The organism is Rhodovulum sp. FJ3, from assembly GCF_032918305.1.
Classification (GTDB): domain Bacteria; phylum Pseudomonadota; class Alphaproteobacteria; order Rhodobacterales; family Rhodobacteraceae; genus SAT37.
The window spans coordinates 95,797-117,503 of sequence record NZ_JAWJUU010000003.1 but is presented as its reverse complement, the minus strand read 5'-3'; the positions used below and the strand labels follow the sequence as shown (position 1 = coordinate 117,503).

General features: G+C 60.2%; 20 protein-coding genes and 1 tRNA gene. 10 read left to right on the top strand and 11 right to left on the bottom strand.

Going from position 1 to position 21,707, the window contains the following annotated elements:
* Nucleotides 1-57 precede the first annotated feature (57 nt).
* From R1W00_RS09570 to R1W00_RS09560, 3 genes are all read right to left on the bottom strand, one after another.
* Nucleotides 58-1,881, bottom strand: coding sequence for a M3 family oligoendopeptidase (locus tag R1W00_RS09570; protein ID WP_317262515.1), 1,824 nt, complete (start codon nucleotides 1,879-1,881; stop codon nucleotides 58-60).
* A gap of 81 nt (nucleotides 1,882-1,962) precedes the next feature.
* The gene (locus R1W00_RS09565) at nucleotides 1,963-2,910 is read right to left on the bottom strand and encodes an alpha/beta hydrolase (RefSeq protein WP_317262514.1); all 948 of its coding nucleotides are present in this window, start codon (nucleotides 2,908-2,910) and stop codon (nucleotides 1,963-1,965) included.
* Between the two features lie 12 nt (nucleotides 2,911-2,922).
* Nucleotides 2,923-3,210, bottom strand: a complete 288-nt coding sequence (locus R1W00_RS09560; protein ID WP_317262513.1) for an SCP2 sterol-binding domain-containing protein — start codon at nucleotides 3,208-3,210, stop codon at nucleotides 2,923-2,925.
* A 68-nt stretch (nucleotides 3,211-3,278) separates the two neighbouring features.
* On the opposite strand from R1W00_RS09560, the gene R1W00_RS09555 reads away from it, so the two are divergent.
* The 6 genes from R1W00_RS09555 to R1W00_RS09530 all read left to right on the top strand — a co-directional run bounded on the left by R1W00_RS09555 (nucleotide 3,279) and on the right by R1W00_RS09530 (nucleotide 9,233).
* Nucleotides 3,279-3,842 (top strand): tetratricopeptide repeat protein, encoded by a 564-nt coding sequence (locus R1W00_RS09555; RefSeq protein ID WP_317262512.1) that lies wholly within the window; start codon nucleotides 3,279-3,281, stop codon nucleotides 3,840-3,842.
* 14 nt (nucleotides 3,843-3,856) lie between these two features.
* Nucleotides 3,857-6,634: a helicase-related protein gene (locus tag R1W00_RS09550; protein ID WP_317262511.1), complete on the top strand. Its 2,778-nt coding sequence runs from the start codon at nucleotides 3,857-3,859 to the stop codon at nucleotides 6,632-6,634.
* Nucleotides 6,635-7,012 carry an RNA-binding S4 domain-containing protein gene (locus R1W00_RS09545; RefSeq protein WP_317262510.1) on the top strand — a complete coding sequence of 126 codons (378 nt, stop codon included), beginning with the start codon at nucleotides 6,635-6,637 and terminating at the stop codon, nucleotides 7,010-7,012.
* A 51-nt stretch (nucleotides 7,013-7,063) separates the two neighbouring features.
* Complete coding sequence (gene fdxA, locus R1W00_RS09540) at nucleotides 7,064-7,402, top strand: ferredoxin FdxA (RefSeq protein WP_317262509.1); 339 nt, start codon at nucleotides 7,064-7,066, stop codon at nucleotides 7,400-7,402.
* Between the two features lie 306 nt (nucleotides 7,403-7,708).
* Complete coding sequence (locus tag R1W00_RS09535; RefSeq protein WP_317262508.1) at nucleotides 7,709-8,221, top strand: CarD family transcriptional regulator; 513 nt, start codon at nucleotides 7,709-7,711, stop codon at nucleotides 8,219-8,221.
* Between the two features lie 679 nt (nucleotides 8,222-8,900).
* A complete protein-coding gene (locus R1W00_RS09530) occupies nucleotides 8,901-9,233 on the top strand; it encodes a hypothetical protein (protein WP_317262507.1) in 333 nt (110 codons plus the stop codon).
* 51 nt (nucleotides 9,234-9,284) lie between these two features.
* Here the strand turns inward: R1W00_RS09530 and R1W00_RS09525 are convergent, their stop codons facing one another.
* The 4 genes from R1W00_RS09525 to R1W00_RS09510 all read right to left on the bottom strand — a co-directional run bounded on the left by R1W00_RS09525 (nucleotide 9,285) and on the right by R1W00_RS09510 (nucleotide 15,605).
* Entirely contained in the window at nucleotides 9,285-9,812 is a 528-nt protein-coding gene (locus R1W00_RS09525; protein ID WP_317262506.1) for a hypothetical protein, read from the bottom strand.
* 4 nt (nucleotides 9,813-9,816) lie between these two features.
* Nucleotides 9,817-10,674, bottom strand: coding sequence for a hypothetical protein (locus R1W00_RS09520; protein WP_317262505.1), 858 nt, complete (start codon nucleotides 10,672-10,674; stop codon nucleotides 9,817-9,819).
* Between the two features lie 135 nt (nucleotides 10,675-10,809).
* Nucleotides 10,810-12,777, bottom strand: a complete 1,968-nt coding sequence (locus R1W00_RS09515; protein ID WP_317262504.1) for a monovalent cation:proton antiporter-2 (CPA2) family protein — start codon at nucleotides 12,775-12,777, stop codon at nucleotides 10,810-10,812.
* A gap of 131 nt (nucleotides 12,778-12,908) precedes the next feature.
* Complete coding sequence (locus R1W00_RS09510; RefSeq protein WP_317262503.1) at nucleotides 12,909-15,605, bottom strand: hypothetical protein; 2,697 nt, start codon at nucleotides 15,603-15,605, stop codon at nucleotides 12,909-12,911.
* 159 nt (nucleotides 15,606-15,764) lie between these two features.
* Between R1W00_RS09510 and R1W00_RS09505 the strand changes: the two genes are divergently transcribed.
* Complete coding sequence (locus R1W00_RS09505) at nucleotides 15,765-16,463, top strand: SIMPL domain-containing protein (protein ID WP_317262502.1); 699 nt, start codon at nucleotides 15,765-15,767, stop codon at nucleotides 16,461-16,463.
* Between the two features lie 65 nt (nucleotides 16,464-16,528).
* Here R1W00_RS09505 and R1W00_RS09500 read toward each other — a convergent pair whose 3' ends face one another.
* The 4 genes from R1W00_RS09500 to R1W00_RS09485 all read right to left on the bottom strand — a co-directional run bounded on the left by R1W00_RS09500 (nucleotide 16,529) and on the right by R1W00_RS09485 (nucleotide 19,852).
* Complete coding sequence (locus tag R1W00_RS09500; RefSeq protein WP_317262501.1) at nucleotides 16,529-17,821, bottom strand: O-acetylhomoserine aminocarboxypropyltransferase/cysteine synthase family protein; 1,293 nt, start codon at nucleotides 17,819-17,821, stop codon at nucleotides 16,529-16,531.
* 74 nt (nucleotides 17,822-17,895) lie between these two features.
* On the bottom strand, nucleotides 17,896-18,900 hold the full coding sequence (locus R1W00_RS09495; RefSeq protein WP_317262500.1) for a hypothetical protein: 1,005 nt from the start codon (nucleotides 18,898-18,900) through the stop codon (nucleotides 17,896-17,898).
* Between the two features lie 88 nt (nucleotides 18,901-18,988).
* The gene (locus tag R1W00_RS09490; RefSeq protein ID WP_317262499.1) at nucleotides 18,989-19,603 is read right to left on the bottom strand and encodes a hypothetical protein; all 615 of its coding nucleotides are present in this window, start codon (nucleotides 19,601-19,603) and stop codon (nucleotides 18,989-18,991) included.
* Between the two features lie 165 nt (nucleotides 19,604-19,768).
* Nucleotides 19,769-19,852, bottom strand: a tRNA-Tyr gene (locus R1W00_RS09485).
* A gap of 114 nt (nucleotides 19,853-19,966) precedes the next feature.
* Between R1W00_RS09485 and rlmB the strand changes: the two genes are divergently transcribed.
* The 3 genes from rlmB to R1W00_RS09470 all read left to right on the top strand — a co-directional run bounded on the left by rlmB (nucleotide 19,967) and on the right by R1W00_RS09470 (nucleotide 21,701).
* A complete protein-coding gene (gene rlmB / locus R1W00_RS09480; RefSeq protein ID WP_317262498.1) occupies nucleotides 19,967-20,752 on the top strand; it encodes a 23S rRNA (guanosine(2251)-2'-O)-methyltransferase RlmB in 786 nt (261 codons plus the stop codon).
* 3 nt (nucleotides 20,753-20,755) lie between these two features.
* Nucleotides 20,756-21,046: a hypothetical protein gene (locus R1W00_RS09475; RefSeq protein ID WP_317262497.1), complete on the top strand. Its 291-nt coding sequence runs from the start codon at nucleotides 20,756-20,758 to the stop codon at nucleotides 21,044-21,046.
* A gap of 178 nt (nucleotides 21,047-21,224) precedes the next feature.
* Entirely contained in the window at nucleotides 21,225-21,701 is a 477-nt protein-coding gene (locus R1W00_RS09470; RefSeq protein WP_317262496.1) for a CoA-binding protein, read from the top strand.
* The last annotated feature ends 6 nt before the right edge of the window (nucleotides 21,702-21,707 follow it).

Below are 21,707 nucleotides of genomic sequence, written 5' to 3'. Positions count from 1 at the left end.
CGGAAAAACGCCCACGCAGATGCGCGGGCGTTTTACACGATTTTGGGTGGGGGGCGATCAGTCCTCCATCGCCTCAAGCTCATCAATAAAGCCCGAGATCATGCTGAGGCCTTTGTCCCAGAAGGTCGGGTCGGACGCATCGAGGCCAAAGGGGGCCAGCAGGTCCTTGTGGTGTTTCGACCCGCCAGCGCGCAGCATGTCGAAGTATTTCTCTTGGAAACCCTCGGGGGCCTCTTCGTAGGCGGCATAGAGCGCGTTCACCAAACCATCGCCAAACGCATAGGCGTAGACGTAGAAGGGCGAGTGGACGAAATGCGGGATATAGGCCCAGAAGGTTTCATACCCCTCCATAAAGTTGAAGACGGGACCGAGGCTCTCGGCTTGTACCGACATCCATAGGGCGTTGATGTCATCGGGCGTCAGTTCGCCGTCGCGCCGCGCCGCGTGCAGTTTGCATTCGAAATCATAAAACGCGATCTGGCGCACGACCGTGTTGATCATGTCCTCGACCTTGCCCGCCAAGAGGGTCTTGCGTTCCTCTTTGGTTTTGGCGTTGTCCAGCAGTTTGCGGAAGGTCAGCATCTCGCCAAACACGGATGCGGTTTCGGCCAGCGTCAGCGGGGTTGAGGACAGGAGTTCCCCCTGATCAGCGGCGAGAACCTGATGCACGCCGTGGCCCAGTTCGTGGGCAAGGGTCATCACGTCGCGCGGTTTGCCGAGGTAGTTCAGCATGACATAGGGATGCACCGGCGTGACGGTGGGGTGGGCAAATGCACCAGGCGCCTTGCCCGGTTTGACGCCCGCGTCGATCCAGCCATCGGTGAAGAAGGGTTTCGCGATCTCGGCCATTTCGGGCGCGAAATCCCCATAGGCGTCAAGGACCAGCGCCTTGGCATCATCCCACGCGACGGTTTTCTGTTCCTCGGTCGGCAGGGGCGCATTGCGATCCCAAACCTCTAGCGTTTCAAGGCCCAGCCATTTCGCCTTGAGCGCATAATAGCGGTGCGAGAGTTTGGGATAGGCGTTCACCACCGCGTTGCGCAGGGCCTCAACCACCTCGGGTTCGACGTGGTTGGACAGGTGGCGACCGGTCTGGGGCGTGGGCATCTTGCGCCAGCGATCCTCGACCTCTTTTTCCTTGGCCAATGTGTTGTGCACGCGCGAGAAAATCTTGATGTTCTCGCCAAAGACGCGGGCCAGTTCATGCGCAGCGGCCTCACGCTTGGTGCGGTCGCTGTCGGTCAGAAAGTTCAGCGTGCCCTCGATGTTGTATTCCTCGCCGTCGATCACGAAGGTCAGGCCGGCGATGGTCTCGTCAAACAGCTTGTTCCATGCGGCGGAGCCGACAACCGATTGATCGTGCAGGAACTTTTCCAGCTCATCGGACAGCTGATAGGGGCGCATGGTGCGCAGGCGGTCGAACACGGGCTTATAGCGCGCAAGATCGGCATTGGCGTCGAATTTCGCGGCCAGCACATCGTCGGGGATGCGGTTGATTTCCAGCGAATAGAACACCAGTGGCGTTGTAAAGGTCGTGATCTTGTCCTGACAATCGGACAGGAATTTCGCGCGACCCGCGTCCATTGTGTTCTGGTAATAGCGCAGCCCCGCAAAGGACATGATGCGCCCGCCGATCACGTCGATCTGTTCATAGCGCTGTACACAGGTCAGCATCTCATCGGCGCTAAGATCGGCCAGCTTGCCCTCATAATCGGCGGCAAAGGCGGCGCATTCGGTGTCCAGCCATCCCATATCGCGGGTCAGTTCCGGCGCGTCTTCGGCGGTGTACAGATCGCTGAGATCCCATTCCGGCAGGTCCCCGAACGGCGCAGCGCCGCCAGAGTTGGCATCAAAAACGGGACGAGGGGTGGCGATATGCATCGGGCATCCTTTGATTAAACGCGGTTGCCCAAGACATATGCAGCCATCCCCCCTAGGTTCAAGCCAAACCCCGCGACAGGATCATAAATGCGACTTGAAATGTGCCAGAATACAGGCGTGCACGCGGTCGCGGATCGCGGGGGCCTCCATCATTACCTCATGGCGGCCATTGGGCAGTTCGATCAGATCACCATTAGGCCAGCGCGCCATGCGGTCACGAATGGCGTCTTGGGACACGATTTTTTCGTCCGTTCCAAGAAAGGTGATGCAGGGCAGATCGGGCGAGGGGCGCGCGGCCAGGTCCGCGCATTCGTGCAGCGATTCCTGAACCCATCGCAAACTGGCCCCGCCCAGATGCGTGCCGGGCAGTTTGACCGCCTGATCCTGCATGAAATTCAACATCTCGGGGTCCGTGGTCAGGCGGTTGCCCTCAAACGGCACGGTCGCGGCATAGGACCGGTTGCGCGTCGTCGTCGGCGCATAGCCATCCGCCAGACCCAGCGGGCGCAACACGGCGGCAAGGCCAAGGGCAATCCTGCGCGACAGCGGGTTCAGGGCAATGTCCCACATCGGCGCGCTAAAGGCACAGGCGTTGACCGGCAGGCCCTCCATCACCGTGCGCAGACCGATGGCGCCGCCCATGGAATGGCCGATCACGAACCACGGTTTGGGCAGGCGCAGGTCCTTTGCGGCCTGCACCACAGCGGCGACGTCGTTTTGAAAATCGGGGAAATGGTTCACATGACCGATGGCCGGATTTTTCAACAACCGGTCCGCCAGACCCTGACCACGCCAGTCAATCGCGAGTGTGGCAAAGCCCGCATCGGCGAATTGACGCGCCGTGCGGCCATATTTTTCGATGTATTCCGTCCGGCCCGGAAACATCAGAATGGTGCCTTTGGCCGCCGTTCCGATGGTGGCGGGCCAGACGCCAATGCGGATGCGCACCTTGTCAGATGTCGTCAGCCACCACGCGGCGGCCCCTGCGGGACCGTCGGCGGTGATGTTATCAATCGGTGCGCTGTCCACGGGTCGCGGTTCCTAGCCCAGAGCCGCGCCCAGTTTCATCGCCTGACCCATGTCGCCGTCCACCGACAGCTTGCCCGACATAAAGGCGGCGGTGGGGTTCAGGTCGCCCTCAAGCATGGCTTGGAACACGTCCGCATCGGCGGTCAGGGTGACGTCGGCATCTTCGTCGCCCGCGCGCACGCCGTCGGCGTCAACCATGATGGCGCCTTCGCCCTCAATCACGAATTTCGCCGATCCGTCAAAGCCGTCTTCGATCTTGGCGCTCAGGGCGGCCACAGCCGCGGTGATAACGTCGCTCATGTTACTCCTCCGAATGTGAGTGGCGGGGGCTTGGTTTTTTCCCGCGAGGTATTACTGTTATTCCTGTTATGGGTACTCTGCGCAGATATCTCAATGCTACCGTTGCGACAGGCTGGATTGTTCTGGCCCCGTTTGGCGCGGCACATGCGCAACAGAGCGACCGCGCGGCGGATTTGTTACGTCAATTGGCCAACCCCGACCTGCCGAACTGGCAAATTGTTGAACAGGAGCTGTGGGTTGAGTGGTCCAAGACCGGCTCGCCCGCAATGGACCTGCTGCTGCGCCGTGGGCGTGAGGCGTTGGAAGAGGGTGAGCTTGAGGCGGCGCTGGATCATCTGACCGCGCTGACCGATCATGCGCCCGATTTTGCCGAAGGATATTCAATCCGTGGCAGTGTCTATTATCAACTGGGCCTGCTTGGTCCTGCGCTCAATGATATCCGCACGGCCCTGACCCTGAACCCCGACCATTTCGGCGCGATGATCGGCCTTGGGGCCATCATGGAAGAGGCGGGCGACATTGATCGCGCTTTTGCCGCCTATCAGGCCGCTATCGCTATACATCCCAACGAACCCGACCTAAAAGACGCGCTAGAGCGGCTGGAACCACAGGTGTCTGGCATCACACTGTAGAAGGCGGGCCACCCATGGGCCAAAGGGGACAGGTGACGGCGGTCTTGGGACCGACGAACACCGGCAAAACACATTACGCCATCGAACGGATGCTGGCCCACCGTACAGGGGTGATTGGCCTGCCGCTGCGCCTGTTGGCGCGTGAGGTCTATGACCGCATCGTGGAAATGCGCGGCCCCTCGGTTGTGGCCTTGGTCACGGGGGAGGAGCGCATCGTTCCCGAGCGCACCCAATATTGGGTCTGCACGGTTGAGGCGATGCCGACCGACATCGGGGCCGATTTTCTGGCCGTCGATGAAATTCAGCTCTGCGCCGATCCCGAGCGCGGCCATATCTTTACCGAACGCCTGTTGAATGCGCGCGGGTTGAACGAGACGTTGTTTCTGGGCGCGGACACGATGCGGTCCACCATTGCCGCGCTGGTGCCGGGGGTGCAGTTCATGCGCCGCGAAAGGTTCTCGCAACTCCTTTATACTGGTTCGCGAAAGATCAGCCGCATGCCGCCGCGCTCTGCCATCGTGGGGTTTTCGGTCGATAACGTCTATGCCATCGCCGAACTGATCCGCCGTCAAAAAGGCGGCTGCGCGGTGGTCATGGGCGCGCTCAGCCCGCGCACGCGTAACGCGCAGGTGGACCTTTATCAGAATGGTGAGGTGGATTATCTGGTCGCGACGGATGCGATCGGGATGGGCCTGAACCTCGATATTCACCACGTCGCATTCGCGGGCGTGCGCAAATTCGATGGCCGCCGGATGCGCGATCTGGCCCCCAATGAGCTGGCCCAGATCGCGGGGCGGGCAGGGCGCCACACCCGCGACGGGACCTTTGGCGTAACCGGTGAGGTCTCGCCGCTGGACCCCGGTATGGCCGAGGCCATCGTCAATCACCGGTTCACTCCGCTGAAAAAGCTGCAATGGCGTAACTCCCGTCTTGAATTCGGGACCGTGGACCGCCTGATCCAGAGCCTAGAGCAAGGCACCAACGACGAATATCTGGTCCGTGCGCGCGATGCCGACGATTTATTGGCGTTGCGACATTTGGCCGACACGCCGGAAATTCGCGCCCGTTTGGGGCAGCCTGCGGATGTGAGATTGCTGTGGGATGTGTGCCGTGTGCCCGATTTCCGAGGCATCTCTTCGGCGGAACACACCAGCCTTTTGTCCAGAATCTTTGAGTTTTTGCACCAAGATGGCGCGGTTCCCGCCGATTGGATGGCACGTCAGCTAAAACGACTTGACCGGACGGACGGCGACATTGACACATTGTCGAAACGTCTGGCCTATATCCGCACGTGGACATATGTCGCCCAGCGGAAAGGCTGGGTACGTGACGAATCTCATTGGCGTGAGGCGACTCGCGCTGTAGAAGACCGCTTGTCAGATGCCCTGCACGGGGCGCTGACCCAAAGATTTGTTGACCGGCGGACCAGTGTCCTGCTTCGCCGGTTGAAGCAGAAGGAGAGCCTTGTGGCCGATGTGAACGACAAGGGTGAAGTGACGGTCGAAGATCAATTCATTGGTCGGTTGGACGGATTCCGTTTTCGTCAGGACAGCAGCAAAACCCCCGATGAGGCCAAGACCCTGCGTCAGGCCAGTCTGGCGGCGTTGGCGCCTGAATTTAACCTGCGGGCGGACCGGTTTTATAACGCACCGGATACCGAGATTGATTTCACCGATCAGGGCGGCCTGATGTGGGGCGAGCATGCCGTGGGCAAGCTGGTCGCGGGTTCCGAGCCGCTGAAACCCACGGTCGAGGCCTTTGTCGACGACGAGGCCGGTGAAGATGTCGCCGAAAAGGTGCGCCGCCGGTTGCAGCATTTCATCGACCGCAAGATCGCAACCTTGTTTGAGCCGCTGTTGGGCATGTCGCGCGATGAAGCGCTGACCGGTCTGGCGCGCGGGTTCGCGTTCCGTCTGGTTGAGGGGCTGGGCATTGTGTCGCGCGATCAGGTCGCCGCCGAGGTCAAGGATCTGGATCAGGACGCCCGTGGCGCATTGCGCAAGCACGGTGTGCGCTTTGGTCAGTTCACTGTGTTCATGCCGCTGTTGCTGAAGCCCGCGCCGACGCGTCTGCGTCTGGTTCTGTGGGCGCTGGCCGAAAAGCATGACGAATTCGCCGAAAGCCCGCCTCCGGGTCTGGTGACGATCCCCGTGGTTGAGGGTGTGCAGGACGGGTATTACACCATGTCCGGCTACCGCGCCGCGGGCGCGCGTGCGATCCGTATCGATATGCTGGAGCGTCTGGCGGATTTGCTGCGCGGTCAGGACACGCGTGGCGGGTTCGAAGCGACGCCCGACATGTTGTCGATCACCGGTATGACGCTGGAACAGTTCGCCGATCTGATGGGCGGTCTGGGCTACGGTGCCGAGCGCGGTGAGCGCGCCAAGGTAAAGCCCGCACCGCAAAGCGACACCGCGCCGGACGCCGCATCGAGCGACGCCGACGCGGCCCCGGCTGACGCCGTGGCGGACGAGACCCCTGCCGCTGAGGCAGAGGCGGCACCGGTCGCAGAGCCCGAGGGCGAGCCCGAGATCGAGGTGTTCTACACGTTCAAATGGGCCCCGCGTCGTCCTGCTGGCAAAGGTCCGCGCAACAACGCCGGTGGCCGTAAGGGCGGTGGCGATCGTGCGCAGGGCAAACCGCGTGGCAAGGGTAAACCGGGTGGCAACCGTGGCGGCAACGACCGTCAGGGCGCCAAGACCTATTCGGCCCGTCCGCCGAAAAAGGAAAAGCCGATTGATCCCGACAACCCGTTTGCGGCCGCTTTGATGGGCCTGCGGGACAAGACCTAATTGGATACGCCCCCCCGATCCACGATCCGCTTGGACAAGTGGCTGTGGCATGCGCGGTTTTTCAAGACCCGCACCCTGGCCGCCAAGATCGTCTCGGGGGGGCATGTCCGCGTCAATGCCTCTAAAACCGCGAAACCGGCCCATAAGGTGGGCGAGGGCGATGTTCTGACATTCGCCCAAGGGTCACGGATTCGTGTGGTGCGCATTCTGGCCCCCGGGGAACGGCGCGGCCCTGCGCCCGAAGCGCAAATGCTGTATGCCGACATGTCGCCAGAGCAGGAAAAAATTCCATCTGCACCGCGATTTGACGGAAAAGGACGCCCGACAAAGAAAGATCGCCGCAGTCTCGACCTTAACCGCCATGGCCCGCTTGAATGATCGCAAAAGCTGGTCTAGCTAGACGCTAGATGTTGAAATGAGGCCGTTCCTATGACCTATGTGGTTGTCGACAACTGTGTTGCTTGCAAATACACCGATTGCGTAGAGGTGTGCCCGGTAGATTGCTTCTATGAGGGCGAGAACATGCTGGTCATCCACCCCGATGAATGCATCGATTGCGGCGTGTGTGAACCCGAATGCCCCGCCGATGCGATCCGCCCCGACACCGAGCCGGACATGGAAAAGTGGGTTGAGTTCAACCGCAAATATTCGGAACTGTGGCCGGTCATCATCACCAAGAAAGACCCGCTGCCCGAAGCCGAAGAGCGCGACGGCGAGAGCGGCAAGGTCGACAAGTACTTTTCCGAGGCGCCCGGCGAAGGCGGCTAAACCGATTCGCGACCAAGACAAGGACACCGGGGTACATGCCCCGGTTTCTTTTTGTGCGGTGACATAGCTCAAAACCCTGTGTTTTCAGGGGGTTTTGTGGATGCCGCAACGCGGCACTTTAAATTTGCCTTTTTTTTTGCTATGTTCCCCTCATGAACAACAAGCAGACCTGATTATCCACACACAGCGCCTGAACGCCTGTCGTGTGGTTTTTTAGCGGACAACACACCAACCCGCCGGAAATCACCGTGTTTCCGGGGGTGTTTTTTTCGCTAAAAGTCCGGTGACTGTCGAGGAAGCCATTGCATGAGCAAGACCAAGAAATCTGAATTCAGCCCCAACGATTACGTTGTTTACCCCGCCCATGGCGTGGGTCAGATCATGTCGATCGAAGAACAGGAAATCGCGGGCATCTCGCTGGAGCTTTTTGTCATCTCGTTCGAGAAAGACAAAATGACCCTGCGCGTTCCGACGAACAAGGCGACCGAGGTGGGCATGCGCTCGCTGTCCTCGCCCGACGTCGTCACCCGCGCCATGACCACGTTGAAAGGCAAGGCCAAGGTGAAAAAGGCCATGTGGTCGCGCCGTGCGCAGGAATACGAACAAAAGATCAACTCGGGCGATCTGATTGCGATTGCCGAGGTCGTGCGCGACCTGCACCGCACCGACGATCAGCGCGAGCAGAGCTATTCCGAGCGTCAGCTTTATGAGGCCGCTCTGGAACGCCTGACCCGCGAAGTTGCCGCCGTCAGCGGTCTGGACGAGGGCAAAGCCCAAGCCCAAGTCGACGAGGTTCTCGTCTCGCGCGCCGCCGCCTAAGGTCCGCCGCACCAATCATTACAGAAACAGCCGTGGGTCATCCCGCGGCTGTTTTTGTATCTTACGCGGGTTCGGGGTATCGTTTTGAGCCCATAACGATCAAGACGCTGTGATTGCTCTGAAAGTCCGTTTTTCGATGTCAGTTTGATCTTGGTGTTCGTGTTATATGTTGACTTGGCTTTCATAGGTTGCGGTTGTTTCCCAACAATCTTTCAAAGAAACGTAATTAAAGTGGGAATTTGCAGGCATTTGGCACGAAGTATCAGTAACCCGCCCAGAATAAGCACACTGCGAATTGGAGAGCGGCCAACTTTGTGGTCACGGGTCGTAGGTATTAGGTGTCCCGAATGTGGTCGCCATCAGTCGCCGCGAAAAATGAGTGCAACCAATCCACATCGCGGGCGCAATCGGATGGACTTCCACATGTGTGGTGGCTGCGGAACACTACTCTATTTGACCGGCGACGGGCGATTGCGGCGTTTTCTTATACTGGGCCTTACCACGTTTCTTGGAGTTGGGAGTTTCGTTTTTTTAACTGTGAGAAACGTTGAGGGGCTGAATGTCTATCGAGAGGCAAGGGGAGCCTATGAGCCGAACTTTGTTGGCTTCCTTCTGATCTGCGCATCGATATACATTGCCCTGAGCCTGCTAGCGAGATTTGAGATTGTAGGTATCGCACGTGTGCAAGGCTCTGACATGGAGCAAGTCCGATTGGAAAAATCGAATTCTTGCTCTTGAAATGCGAAAAACCGACTACCACCGATTTAAAGGAACTCTCGGCAACGTCTTCCGGATACCGAATGGGACCGTCTTAATCGTTGAGAGTTTCACCGGGGATGCTCCGGCGTCTGCGCGGGTACAGGTTGGCGCATTTTCCGCCACACTCGTCAGCGTGGATATTCCGCGACAGGCCGACCATGAGGCACCAATCATCGCCCTCTACATCCAAGAAGACGCGACAGCCATTCTGGCGGCAATGACGGGGCAAGAGGTCAGGATCGATCACACCTAGGGCGCGGAGGCCTGTCGTTGAAAGCGGCGAGGCCCTGTGGGTGGTTTAGACCTATTGCGGGCGTTCAATTTCATGGTGCGCAACGTGGACCATCTGGCCCTTGTAAGTCCCGGAAAGTGCGCCGTACAAATACTTTGAATTACGCACAAATCTCTGGCTGATCTTGGCGGCCTCCACGTCCACATCGATCGGTTGACGCTTGCCAATGCGAAATTGGAGGAAATGCGAGAACGGGTTCCATTTCTGGCCACTCAAGAGCGAGTATCTGTCGAACGGCTGATACAGCCAGGACTCTGTCCAGAGGCCGGCATCTTGGGGAATGTCGTCTACCGACGTAAAGCCAAAACTGTTCACTATCCTTGTGACATCAAACGAAAAGGATCGAAGAGACGGGTAAAAACAGATCTCGAGCTGATCTATGAATTCGGCGTTCACGAGGCGGATGAGGCTTGCTTCATATGCTTGGTTCGCAGGTTCCCAACCTGGATCATAGGCTGGGTGTTCGACAAATCCTTCGGGACGGCACGCCGCCGACACCTGCTCTACGACGCCCAAAAAGAGCTTCTTGTTTGGCTTCATGCTGTTAGCTTCCGCCCCCGGCGAACTCGATGTCAGGGAAAAATTTTGCCAAGGCACTTGCGTTCACGCCATCGGACCCGCGCCACCAGATTGCTGGATATCTCCAATCGTTCTTGTGTTCGAAGGTCACCTCTCGCTGAGATAGATAAACAAATTCGTTGTCGTAACTTGGCCTACCCCAAGGTTTCAAAACGCCAGCCTTGCTCAATATCTCGATGAGCATGCGTCGCTCGTTCAAGTTGGACTTAAGAGCCCCGCCCAGTTCCTTGGCCAAAACACCCGGTCGCGCCTCATCTGGCAGGCTGGCCGCTATCCTTAGAATATTCCGCAGTATTTCCACGTCATCCTTTGTTGGCTCAATCTGCGTCTCGAGACGAAACTGAGACAAGTCGAACCATGCATAAATGAGGTCATCATGCCTGACGCCGCCCCACTTATGCCTTTCAAAGTTCAAGACGTTTAGGTTTTGCGCCTGCGGTTTTTCAAATTCAAAGAAGCCACAGACCGGGCATAGGGTCGCGCCGGAAGGTACTCGGAACCTTTCGCTGTGTTCGATTTGATGGTCTGGGAAATGGCTGGCGAAAGCAAAACTTGCCAGAGCAGACCTGAGTTCGAGGCGCCTTGTAGAAAGGCTGGCTAGGAACGCATTACCGACGTCTTTGGCGGTGATTTCTTTCCTAACGTCGATCAGTTTCCTGACGAACTCGTCGTGCCGATATCTTACCTCGTCGAACAAGTAGCCTTTGGATTTAGCATACGAGATGTCTTCGGCTGTCGCCCCTTGTGGTTGCTCACCCGGCCACCCGGACCCCCAGTGTGTATTCAGCAAGATTTTTCGGGCGCGTTCATCTAAGAGTTTCATCCCCATTTTTAGTCAGAACGCAAAAACGATTTCAAGTCGGACGCCAGAGCGGACTTTTCGTTCAGTGAATTCGACGGCAGCACTGTCCGCGCTGCAGAGACGTTCAACACAACCCAACGAAATTCCTATCGCCGCCTACCCATCCGTCATCGGGGGTGTTTTGCCGGTGGCGTTTACGGCGGCTTCGACGCGGGCTTTGACGCCTGTGGCGGCGGTTTCTTGTTGCTCGCCGATCTGGACCAGCGCGGTTTCCAGATCGCGGTTCAACTCGCGGGATCGTTCGACATAGGCGTGATTTTGATCCACGGGCACGCCGGGTTTCCACAGGTCGGCCAGATCGCGCAGGGCCTGACGGTCGTGTTTATAGAACGCGGTTTCCATGGCGTGGGCCTCAAACTCGGACAGGCCCAGATCCTCGAGGACATAGCGGCCTGCGCGCAGGCTGCTGTCGAACAATTCGCGCACGATGTGATCGGCGCCCGCGTTGTAGAGTTCATACACATGCAGACGGTCTCGGGCGCGGGCTACAATGTTCAGATCGGGCCGTTCCTGCCGCGCAAAGGCGACCAGACGCGTGTTCATGTCCTTGTCGTCAAGTGCTGCGACCAGCACCTTGGCCTCGGCCAGACCGGCGGCGTGCAACAGCTCGGGGCGGGTCGGGTCGCCAAAGAAACTTTTGACCCCGAATTTGCGCATCAGTTCGACCGTGCGTAGGTCGTTGTCCAGAACCGTCGCACGGAACCCCGACATCTGCAGCATCCGGTTCACCACCTGCCCGAACCGCCCGACACCGGCGATGATCACGGGTTGCCGTTCGTCGATCTCGTCGGCATCGGCGGTGTGGTCACCATGGACAGCCTTACGCCGTGCAAGGATGCCGTGCACGATAAAGAACAGCGGTGTCATCAGCATCGACAGGGCGATGATCAGCAGCAGACGCTCGGCCAGCGCGGTTTCGATCACGTTGGTCTGCAGCGAAAAGGACGTCAGCACAAAGCCGAATTCCCCCGCCTGTGCAAGGCCAAGGGTAAAGAGCCAGCGATGCTCGCCCCGCAGCTTGAACAGTGTTCCGATGGCATAGAGGATCACGCCCTTGATCAGCATCAGGGCGATGGTCAGGCTGGCGATCTGGGCGAAACTGGAGAACAGTAGGTGATAGTTGATCCCCGCGCCGACAGTCATGAAAAACAGGCCCAGCAACAGCCCCTTGAACGGTTCGATGTTGCTCTCAAGCTGATGGCGGAATTCCGAGTTGGCCAGAACCACACCGGCCAAGAACGTCCCCAAGGCGGGCGACAGGCCGACGGTGTTCATCACCACGGCGATGCCAACCACGATCAGCAGGGCGACAATCGTGAACATCTCGGGCAGGCCGGTCGCGTGGATCACCCGAAACAGGGGACGGGTCAGGTAATGGCCGACAAGGATGATCGCCAAAATCGCGCCGATGGTCATCAGGGTCACGCCCCACGCGGGCATATCGGCGACCAGCGATGCCAACGGCGAGCCGTGATGCCCGTCTGCGGCGGTGGTGGCGTGCTCACCCACCGTGCGTGTCAGAGACCCGTCCGGCGCAATGGAGGGCGCGCGCGCCACCGCCAACAGCGGCACAAGCGCCAGCATCGGGATCACCGCGATATCTTGGGTCAACAGGACCGAAAACGCCGAGCGTCCACCCAAGGTGCGCGTCAGGTTCTTTTCGCTGAGGGTCTGCATCACGATCGCGGTCGAAGACAGGGCAAGGATCAAACCGATGGCAAGGGCGGTTTGCCCCGCATACCCCAGTTGTAGCGCGCCGAAACTGACTGCCGCCGTGGTCACCACAACCTGCAAACCGCCAAGGCCCAGCAGTTTGTGCCGCATATTCCAGAGCGCCCTTGGGTCCAGTTCCAGACCGATCAGGAACAGCATCATCACCACGCCAAATTCCGCGAAATGCTGCAGGTCCTGTGTTTCCGATCCGACAAGGCCGAAGACCGGCCCGATCATGATCCCCGCCAACAGATATCCCAGAACCGATCCCATCCCGAACCGCGTTGCCAAAGGTACCGCCAACACGGCGGCAGTCAGGTAAATCGCGGCGAAAAACAGGAATGATTCCATATTAAATCCTTGGGTTGAAACGGGACGCGGCGCGGGTCCGTTTGGGCCTAGGACTATAATTACGTTTTGTCCGGCGATTTAAAATGCCGGAACGATGAATTTTTTGAAAATCAATGCGATGGTCGGGGGGGCTAGCCCTGTGGGACCTCAAGAACGACGTTCTGGCCGCGTTTGACATAGCGCAGGGCGTCGTCACTGATCGCGGCGACCTGACCCCCGTCAAGCTTGTCCCCGACCTGTACCTTGACGTATTTGCCGTTGCTCAGGCGGACCAACGCACGGCGGTCGGACGAAGACCCGTAAACCCCGATCAGGTTGATTTTGCCAAGGTTGATCTCGTTTTCAAACGTCGCCTGTTTCGCGACCGAGGCCGAGGACGGGATCGATGGCGTTACAACTGCGGCGGCCGGAACGGCGGGGGCTGCGGCGACCTGTTCGGCCTCTTTCAACGCCTTGGCGACAGCATCATCGAAATTGCTGGGGCGCGATTGGGGGATCGGCGCACTGGCCAGTTGCAACTCGCCCAGATTGGACGGATCGCTATCCGTGGCGGGGTCAACATCCGCCGCCGTCGGCGCATTGGCCAGCGCCGCCGCAGCGGCCTCTGCGGCGGCAAGTTCCTGCGCGCGCAGGGCTTCGGCCTGTTCTTGCAGAGAGGCGGGGCGCGGGCGCGGACGGAACTGGGCCAGTTCGGATCGGGTCAGGCCACCGTTCTGGGCGCGCTCTAGGTTTTCGGCGAAATCATCGGGACGGGCGCGGGGGCTGACACCTTCGGGCGGGGCGGGCGGCAGGTCAGCGGCGGGCGCGGCAACAGGGGCCTCATCCGTCGCGGGGGCCTCGGTGCCGTCCTCGGGTGGGGTATCGGTCGCGGGCGTCTCAACCGGTTCTTCGGTGACGGGGCGGGGACGCGGTGCGATCCCGGGATTGCCCGAGAACACCGTGACGCCATAGGGCGTCTCCACGCCCTCCGCCTCGGGTAGGATCAAGCCGTCCGAGTTCAGCGCAAACACCTGACCCGGGCGCGGCGGCAGGGCCTGTTGCGGGATCGGGGCAAGGGGCGCGCCGATCTGGCTGCTGGGGGGCAGGGCGATGGCGTCCTGACTGGTGATCACGGGATCAAGGCTGGCGACATAAACGTCATCCGACGTGTCCGTGCCGGGCGCATCGGGCACCTCGGGCGGCAGGGACCAAACGCCGGTCGTGGCATAGATCGCTTGGGCCACCGAGGGGGTGATTTCAAACGTGTCCTCGACCGCGTTGGGGTCGCTTTCGGGTTCGATATCGGCCAGTTCGGTGTCATCCACCGTCGAGATCGTGCCGTCCTCGGACAGGGCAATGGTGCCCTCGCTCTGGGCGGTGGGGCCTGCGCCATCGGTCAGTTCGGCAGGCGCGTCTTGATCAAGGGTGGCCGTGTCCTGCGCGTTGAACAGCACCGACCACAGGGCCACGGCCCCCATCGTCAGAACCAACACCAGCGTCAGCATCAGCCCAAGGTATTTCGGCTTGCCGCCCACGGGCGTGTCTTTGCGGCGCGCGCCAAAGACGGTCATCGCCTCGGCCTCATCCACCGGTGCGGGCGGGGGCGCAATGGCGGTTGCGACGGGGGGCTTGTCGGCTTTGGCGGGGGGCTTGTCGGCTTTGGCGGGGGGCTTGGGTGCAGGTGCCTCTGCCTTGACCACCTTAGCGGCGATTTTGGCCACGGCGGGCGAGGCATCCGGCACCGGCGGCACAGGCGCAGAGTCGGTGGTCTTTACCGGTTCGACCGTGGCGGTTTTGGCCGGTTTGTCGGTCGGATCGGGCGATTTGGGGCGGCCCAACATCCAGCTTTTGCCGGTTTTGGCCTTGGCGGGTTTGGATTTCGGGGCCTTCGCCTTTTTCGCGGGCACCTCGGGTTTCGGGGCCTCGGCGGGGTCGGCCAGAACGGGCGCAATCACGTCGGGCAATTCGGCCGAGGTCACACCGGCGTCGCGTTTCGCGGCGCTTAGGCGGGGGGCGGCGCTCTGCTCGGCCATGCCAAGGGTCAGGCGCGGTGCGACGGTGCCCTCGGGGGCGGACTTGCGCGCGGTTGGTGTGGCGGGCGCGTCCTTGGACCGTGTGGTGCTAAAGGCGGGGCGCGCGTCGTCTACCACAGGGGGCGGCGCGGGCGCGATCAGTTCGGGCGTCGGGTCCGGCTCGGGGGCCGCTTGCGGCTCGGCCTCTTGGGAAGGTTCGGGCGCAGGTTCCGGCGCGGACTCGGGTTCAACCTCAACCTCAGGCACGGGGGCCGAGACGGGCAGGGCGGTGATCCGCGCCACGTCGATCGCGACCTCATCCGGCGTCACCTGAACATCGTTCCCGAGGATCGAGGCGGCAGACGCGGTCGCACCAAAGAACGGTTCGCGCGGGAACTGATCAGAGGTCGGTGCGGCGACAAAGGCGACGGGGTTGAACCCGTGCTCGGTCGCGAACCCTTCGGCCTCGCCCAAGGTCTCTTGGGCCAGAACGGCCACTTGGGCCACATCCCCGTCCAGATGCCAGTCAAACACCAACTCATCAACGCCATAGGGCGTGCGCCCATCCAAGGCCGCGCGGATTTCGGTGCGCTGTGCCTCAGGTTCGGTGGCACCGACCGTGACCGTGGTATAGAGGATCTGGCTTTCGGGAATGATCAGTTTCGACGTGATCCCGCCGCTGCTGAGCTCACTCGCGGTGCCGCGCAACAGGGCCAGCGTTTCGGCCATCTGCGGATCGTCCAGTTGCACGGTGCCAACCATATGCCAACCGCCATTTTTGCGGTGCAACAGGTCGATCCCATCATGCGACAGGTTTAAGGCGAAACTTGGCTTCATTCCGTTGACTTACAACATCTTTTCACGGCACGCACAGGTGGTGTTGCGCACCCATCTACAGGCAGCAGGATATTGCCGATCAGGGACCCGCTTGCCAAGGACTTCCTTGCGAAAATCGCGTGATCGCCCAATCTGATAGATAGCGATAGGGAGATTACCATGAAAAACGCGATATACGCGGCCTTGGGCCTGTTGATGATGGTGGTGCCGGTGGCCGCCTCCGAAACGCCCGCAACGATTACTGTGTCCGCGCGCGGCGAGGTGACGGCGGTGCCCGATATGGCGACGATCACCTTGGGCGTCACCAGCACGAACGCCGACGCCGCCAAGGCCATGGATGAGACAAGCGCCAAGGTCGCCGCGATCCTGAGCACGCTGCGCGACGCAGGCCTACAGGACAAGGACCTGCAAACGCGCGGCATCGACCTGCGCCCGATCTGGGCGAACCGCACATCTAGCGCCAATCGCGAGCCGGAAATTCAGGGGTTTGTGGCGTCAAACACCCTGTCGGTACGGGTGCGTAATCTGGACCTGCTCGGTCATGTGATGGGGCTGGTTCTGCGGGACGGGGCGAACACGTTCAGCGGTCTGTCTTTTGGCGTGCAGGACAGCGCGCCGTTGCTGGACGCGGCGCGGCGCAACGCAGTGGAACAGGCGCGGGCGCGCGCGGATATCTATGCCGATGCGGCGGGGGTCGATCTGGGCAAACTCCTGAGCCTCAGTGAGGGCGGCGGCGGATATCAACCCACGCCGCGTTTCGCGATGGCCGCCGATTTCGCTGAGTCCGCTGTGCCCGTGGCCGAGGGCGAATTGACCTTTGGCGTCACCGTGAACATGGTTTACGAAATCGCCCAGTAACGCCCCATACCAAGAGTAATGCAAAACGGGCGCGGATCATCCCCGCGCCCGTTTTCCGTTTCACATCAGGCCGTGGCGCGCGCGATCGCCTGATCCAGATCGCGGATCAAGTCATCGGCGTCCTCAATCCCGATGGACACACGCACCATATTGGGCGCGGCCCCTGCGGCGGCTTGTTGTTCGGGCGTCAACTGGCGGTGGGTGGTGGATGCGGAATGGATCACCAAGGACCGCGTGTCCCCAAGGTTCGCCACATGGCTGAACAATTCAACGCTATCGACGAATTTGACGCAGGCCTCATATCCGGCCTTCAGGGCAAAGGTGAACAGGCCCCCCGCGCCGCGCGGATAGAGGGCGGCGACGCGATCGGCATAGGGGCTGGACGGGAGGCCCGCATAGGTGACGCTCTCAACTGCGGGGTGGTTTTCCAGCCACGCCGCGACCTTGCCCGCGTTTTCAACGTGACGCGCCATCCGTAGAGACAGGGTTTCGATCCCCATCAACGTGTAATGCGCCGCCTGCGGGTTCATCGTCATGCCCAGATCGCGCAGGCCAATGGCAATCCCGTGAAAGGTAAAGGCCAGCGGGCCGAATGTTTCGTGGAACTTTAGCCCGTGATAGGCGGGCTCGGGCTGGGACAGGGACGGGAACTTGTCGTTGGCGGACCAGTCGAATTTGCCCGAATCCACGACACAACCGCCCGTCACTGTGCCGTTGCCGGTCAGGTATTTGGTGGTCGAATGCACAACCAAGGTCGCGCCATGGGCAATCGGGTTGCACAGGTACGGCGTGGCCGAGGTGTTATCGACGATCAGGGGCACGCCCGCATTGTCGGCAATCGCCGCCACGGCGGGCAGATCGGTCACATAGCCACCGGGGTTCGAGATCGATTCACAGAACACCGCGCGGGTGTTGTCGTCAATCGCGGCGGCAAGCGCCTCGGTGTCATCGAAATCGACGAATGTCGCGGACCAGCCGAACCGCTTGATCGTCTGACTGAACTGGGTGATCGTGCCGCCATAAAGACGCGTGGACGCCACCACATTGCACCCCGGCGCCATCAGGGGGAACAGGGCCATGATTTGGGCCGCGTGGCCCGATGAACAACAGACCGCGCCGACGCCGCCCTCGAGTGTGGCGATCCGTTCCTGCAATACCGCAACCGTCGGGTTGGTCAGGCGCGAATAAATATAGCCGACCTCTTGCAGGTTAAAGAGCGCGGCCGCGTGATCGGCGTCACGGAACACATAGGACGTGCTTTGGTAAATCGGGGTCTGGCGCGCGCCGGTTGCGGGGTCGGGGCGGGCGCCTGCGTGGATTTGCAGGGTGTCAAAACCGTAGGTTGGGGTGTCGGTCATGGGGTCCTCCTCTGGATATGCAGGCACCCTATGACGGTTTTTACGCCCTCACAACACGCGTCTGTGATCGCGCCCTAGCGCATCCAAAGGTTGGCCTTTTTCAACTGATTGCGGATCATCTGTTCGCGCCGAGGCAGGGCGTTTCGGTCAAACATATCGCGGGCCTTGTGGCCGCGTTTCTGATAGACCATGCGCTTGATCGGCTCATGCTGTTTGAGCAGCTTTTTCAACTTGTTGGGCGCGGCGACGGTTTCCAGAACCTCAATCGCGCGGTCGCTCTCGCGGGCGTACATCAGGGGCAGAACCCGCCAATGGCACGTCATATCCCCGTCCAGCCCGTCTAACTCCGGCCCCGGACGTCCGCCGCCCAGCGACGCAATCACAAGGGGCAGGGCGATCTGGTCCAGCCACGGGTCCATCGGCTGACACACCAAGGGCGCGGGCGGATCGTTGCGGATCGACGTGGCATATTCGACAAACCGTTCGCCGAATTCATGCGGACAGCGGCCAAAGAACCAGCCCGCGTTGAAATACATGTACCGCTGCCAGTATTCGTCGGGTTGGCTGAGATCCAGCGTGGCCTCAAAATCCAGACCGAACCGATCATAGAGCGATTTCCAAATCTCGGTATAGCCCGGACCATAGAGTTCGATCGTGGGCCAAGTCCCTTCGCGCCGCATCGAGGCCGAGGGGCGATCAAAATCGAACGCGATCTGGTCAATCGGGCCGGTGATCAAGGTGTCGGTGTCAAAGAAGACGAACGGCTCACCTTTGGGCAGGGCGGCAAGCGCCTCAATCTTGTTGCCATAGGGGTAGGATTCACCGAAATGGCGGTTCTCGAACGGGAGGATTTCGGCCCCCAACTCGGTCAGGGCGGCGCGCACATCGGCATTGGTGATTCTGGGATCATTCCACCAGCGGTCGTTCTTCTGCGGCTCGGCCACGAATAGACGCCCCGCGAAATCCGGCGCGCTCGCGTGCAAGGACGCGGCAAACAACAGGGCCTCATATTGCAGGCGGCCCTTTTGCCCGATGATTACGATGTTGAATGCGCCGTTTTTGGCTTTGGTCTTGGCCATCTCGGTCCTGCCCCGGTATTTTGGCCTAAGTATATGGCGAACGGGGCGAAATAACAGACCCTAGCCGCAGGACAGGGCACCTGTGTGATCACTGTGACCCATTTTCGATGTCGGCAAAGGATTGATAGTCGCTGAACGGCATCGGAGGGCGGCCGGTGCTGGGGTTGTCGGTGCGAAAGGCGATGACGCTGTCCGATCCGCGCGCGAAATAGCGTTTGGCCAGAAATTCGGACACGGCACGATCAAAGAACCGGTCCAATTCGTCGTCCAGATCGCCCGCGCCGGTCAGTAAGGTGTTGGAACTGAACAGTTCAACCATGCCGACGGCGGTATAGCTGTCGTTGTAAAACGTGGTGCCGATGTTGGAAAAACTGCGGGTGACGACGCGGAATTCCGCATTAACCGCGCAAATCCCCGCCTTGGTCCGCACACCAAGGGCCGTGAGTTCCGACAACACCACGTCATAGCCGTAAAACGCGGCCTTATAGTCGATGACCTGTAGGCCCTTTTGTTGAAACATCAGACGGGTTTTGGTTTTGATGCGCTCACCCTCGGTCCAGCATCCCCCCTCAACCATATCGTTCAGGGACAGTTCACTGAACTCGATCAGGCCCAATGCGTCGGTGCCGGTGATATAGGTCTGCTGTGCACGGGCCGGCAGGGCGGCACAGAGACAGAAACACATTGCCCAGACAGTACGCATTACAGAACACCGGATTGGTTGCGGTTTGACGATCTTACGCCATCCGACAGGATTTCCCAAATACGGGGGGCGCAAAACGCTAAACGACACGCGCGGTGCGCGGTGTTAGGGGGATCAAATTTTCTGGCTAAGCTCTTGTCCCGACACCATTCCCCAAGGGGGGAATGGTGGGCGACCCTGGAATCGAACCAGGCATGGGTCTCCCCGGCGGAGTTACAGTCCGCTGCCGCACCTTGCAGCACGTCGCCCGACGTGGGGCGGTGAATACCCACCCTGTTCGGGGGCGTCAACAGGAAAATCCCTTGCACTGACGCATTGCTTTGCGCATGTTCGCCGCCTGACAAACACGGGGCGCGCTGCGACATGAAAAAACCGACTTGGGTCATCGAAAAAGAACGGGCAAAACGGGCCGCTGCCCAAGAAACCGTGTGGCTTTTCGGCCTGCATGCGGTGCGCGACGCGCTGATGAACCCCAACCGCACGCGCCTGCGTCTGGTGGTGACGAAAAACGCGGCGGATAAGCTGCAAGAGGCGATTGATGTCAGTGGCATGACCCCCGAAATCACCGATCCGCGCAAATTCAGCGTGCCGATTGATTCTGGCTCGGTGCATCAGGGGGCGGCGTTGGAGGTCAAACCGTTGAACTGGGGCACGGTCATGGATGTCTGTCAGCCCGGTTTGGAGAATCCCCATGTGGTGATGCTGGACCGTGTGACGGACCCGCATAACGTGGGGGCGATTCTGCGCTCGGCCGAGGTGTTTGGCGCGCGCGCCGTGATTGCGCCGCACCGCCATTCCGCGCCCGAAACCGGCGCGTTGGCCAAAACCGCCAGTGGCGCGCTGGAGCGCCAACCCTATCTGCGCGTCAAAAACCTGTCCGTCGCGATGGAGCAACTACGTGAGCTGGACTATGTTCTGTTCGGTTTTGACGGCGAGGCCGAAGAGACATTGGATCAGGCCCTTGCACAGGTGAAAAACCGCCCCGTCGCCATCGTCATGGGGGCCGAAGGGCCGGGCCTGCGCGAAAAAACGCGCGAAACCTGCGATAAATTGGTGAAAATCCCGTTTTCTGGCGATTTCGGCTCGCTCAACGTCTCCAATGCGGCGGCGGTGGGCCTATATGCTACACGGTACAGCAAGCAGGAGTGACCCATGCCCCATACGCCCAAGATCGCAACCTGTTGTTATTGCGGAACGCGGGCGGCCTTGGTGGTGGATCAGGCGCGTCATGAATTGGCGTGTTCGTCCTGCGGGGCACCTTTGCACAACCTCAAATCCCTGAGGTCAGAGGTCGCACCTGCACCAAAACGTGCAAAATATGCGGATCGGCAGGAATTTGCCGCCCCACCCAAGAAGAAATCCAAAAAGAAAAAGAAAAACAAGAGCTTGGGTCGATATGCGGCGGGCAAGATCTGGGACGTTCTGGACGATATTTTCGACTGAACGCCGTTAACCTTGTCTTCACGGGTTTATTACAAGCTCTTTTTTAGACGCGAATGACACCTATGTCATGGTCAAGAGACGCGGAACCGGAACTCTGCGTACTCTCTTCACTGTCCCTCGTTCCGTACTGGCGCCCGTTCCTCTTGGATCGGGCGCTTTTTTATGCATAGCTGCGCATATGACCGAATATACCGATGATTTTCTCAAGTCTGTCCTGAACCGCGCGCGGGTGATTGCCGTGGTGGGCGTGTCCATGAACTCTGTCCGGCCCAGCTTTTATGTGGCGCGGTACCTTTCGCTCAAGGGGAAACGCATCATTCCGGTCAATCCGGGCCATGCGGGCAAAACCCTGTTCGGGGAAACGATCTATCCCGATCTGGCCTCGATCCCTGATTCTATTCCGGTCGATATGGTCGATATCTTCCGTCGCTCCGAGCATGTGCCGCCCATCGTGGATGAGGCGTTAGAGCACTTGCCGAAACTCAAAACCGTCTGGATGCAGATCGGTGTCGAGAACGCCGAGGCTGCAGCGCGTGCCACGGCGGCGGGTGTGGATGTTGTTCAGAACCGGTGCCCCAAGATCGAGATGCAGCGCCTGTTTGGGGAATTGCGCATGGGCGGGTTCAACACAGGCATCATTTCGTCCAAGCTCTGACACCTC

Bases quoted from the DNA above. Each gene is read 5' to 3' on its own strand.
- R1W00_RS09520 (WP_317262505.1), bottom strand. From the start codon at position 10,674: ATGAAACTCTTAGATGAACGCGCCCGAAAAATCTTGCTGAATACACAC.
- R1W00_RS09555 (WP_317262512.1), top strand. From the start codon at position 3,279: ATGGGTACTCTGCGCAGATATCTCAATGCTACCGTTGCGACAGGCTGG.
- R1W00_RS09535 (WP_317262508.1), top strand. From the start codon at position 7,709: ATGAGCAAGACCAAGAAATCTGAATTCAGCCCCAACGATTACGTTGTT.
- fdxA (WP_317262509.1), top strand. From the start codon at position 7,064: ATGACCTATGTGGTTGTCGACAACTGTGTTGCTTGCAAATACACCGAT.
- R1W00_RS09490 (WP_317262499.1), bottom strand. From the start codon at position 19,603: ATGCGTACTGTCTGGGCAATGTGTTTCTGTCTCTGTGCCGCCCTGCCG.
- R1W00_RS09570 (WP_317262515.1), bottom strand. From the start codon at position 1,881: ATGCATATCGCCACCCCTCGTCCCGTTTTTGATGCCAACTCTGGCGGC.
- R1W00_RS09470 (WP_317262496.1), top strand. From the start codon at position 21,225: ATGACCGAATATACCGATGATTTTCTCAAGTCTGTCCTGAACCGCGCG.
- rlmB (WP_317262498.1), top strand. From the start codon at position 19,967: ATGAAAAAACCGACTTGGGTCATCGAAAAAGAACGGGCAAAACGGGCC.
- R1W00_RS09515 (WP_317262504.1), bottom strand. From the start codon at position 12,777: ATGGAATCATTCCTGTTTTTCGCCGCGATTTACCTGACTGCCGCCGTG.
- R1W00_RS09500 (WP_317262501.1), bottom strand. From the start codon at position 17,821: ATGACCGACACCCCAACCTACGGTTTTGACACCCTGCAAATCCACGCA.
- R1W00_RS09525 (WP_317262506.1), bottom strand. From the start codon at position 9,812: ATGAAGCCAAACAAGAAGCTCTTTTTGGGCGTCGTAGAGCAGGTGTCG.
- R1W00_RS09475 (WP_317262497.1), top strand. From the start codon at position 20,756: ATGCCCCATACGCCCAAGATCGCAACCTGTTGTTATTGCGGAACGCGG.
- R1W00_RS09550 (WP_317262511.1), top strand. From the start codon at position 3,857: ATGGGCCAAAGGGGACAGGTGACGGCGGTCTTGGGACCGACGAACACC.
- R1W00_RS09560 (WP_317262513.1), bottom strand. From the start codon at position 3,210: ATGAGCGACGTTATCACCGCGGCTGTGGCCGCCCTGAGCGCCAAGATC.
- R1W00_RS09505 (WP_317262502.1), top strand. From the start codon at position 15,765: ATGAAAAACGCGATATACGCGGCCTTGGGCCTGTTGATGATGGTGGTG.
- R1W00_RS09495 (WP_317262500.1), bottom strand. From the start codon at position 18,900: ATGGCCAAGACCAAAGCCAAAAACGGCGCATTCAACATCGTAATCATC.
- R1W00_RS09510 (WP_317262503.1), bottom strand. From the start codon at position 15,605: ATGAAGCCAAGTTTCGCCTTAAACCTGTCGCATGATGGGATCGACCTG.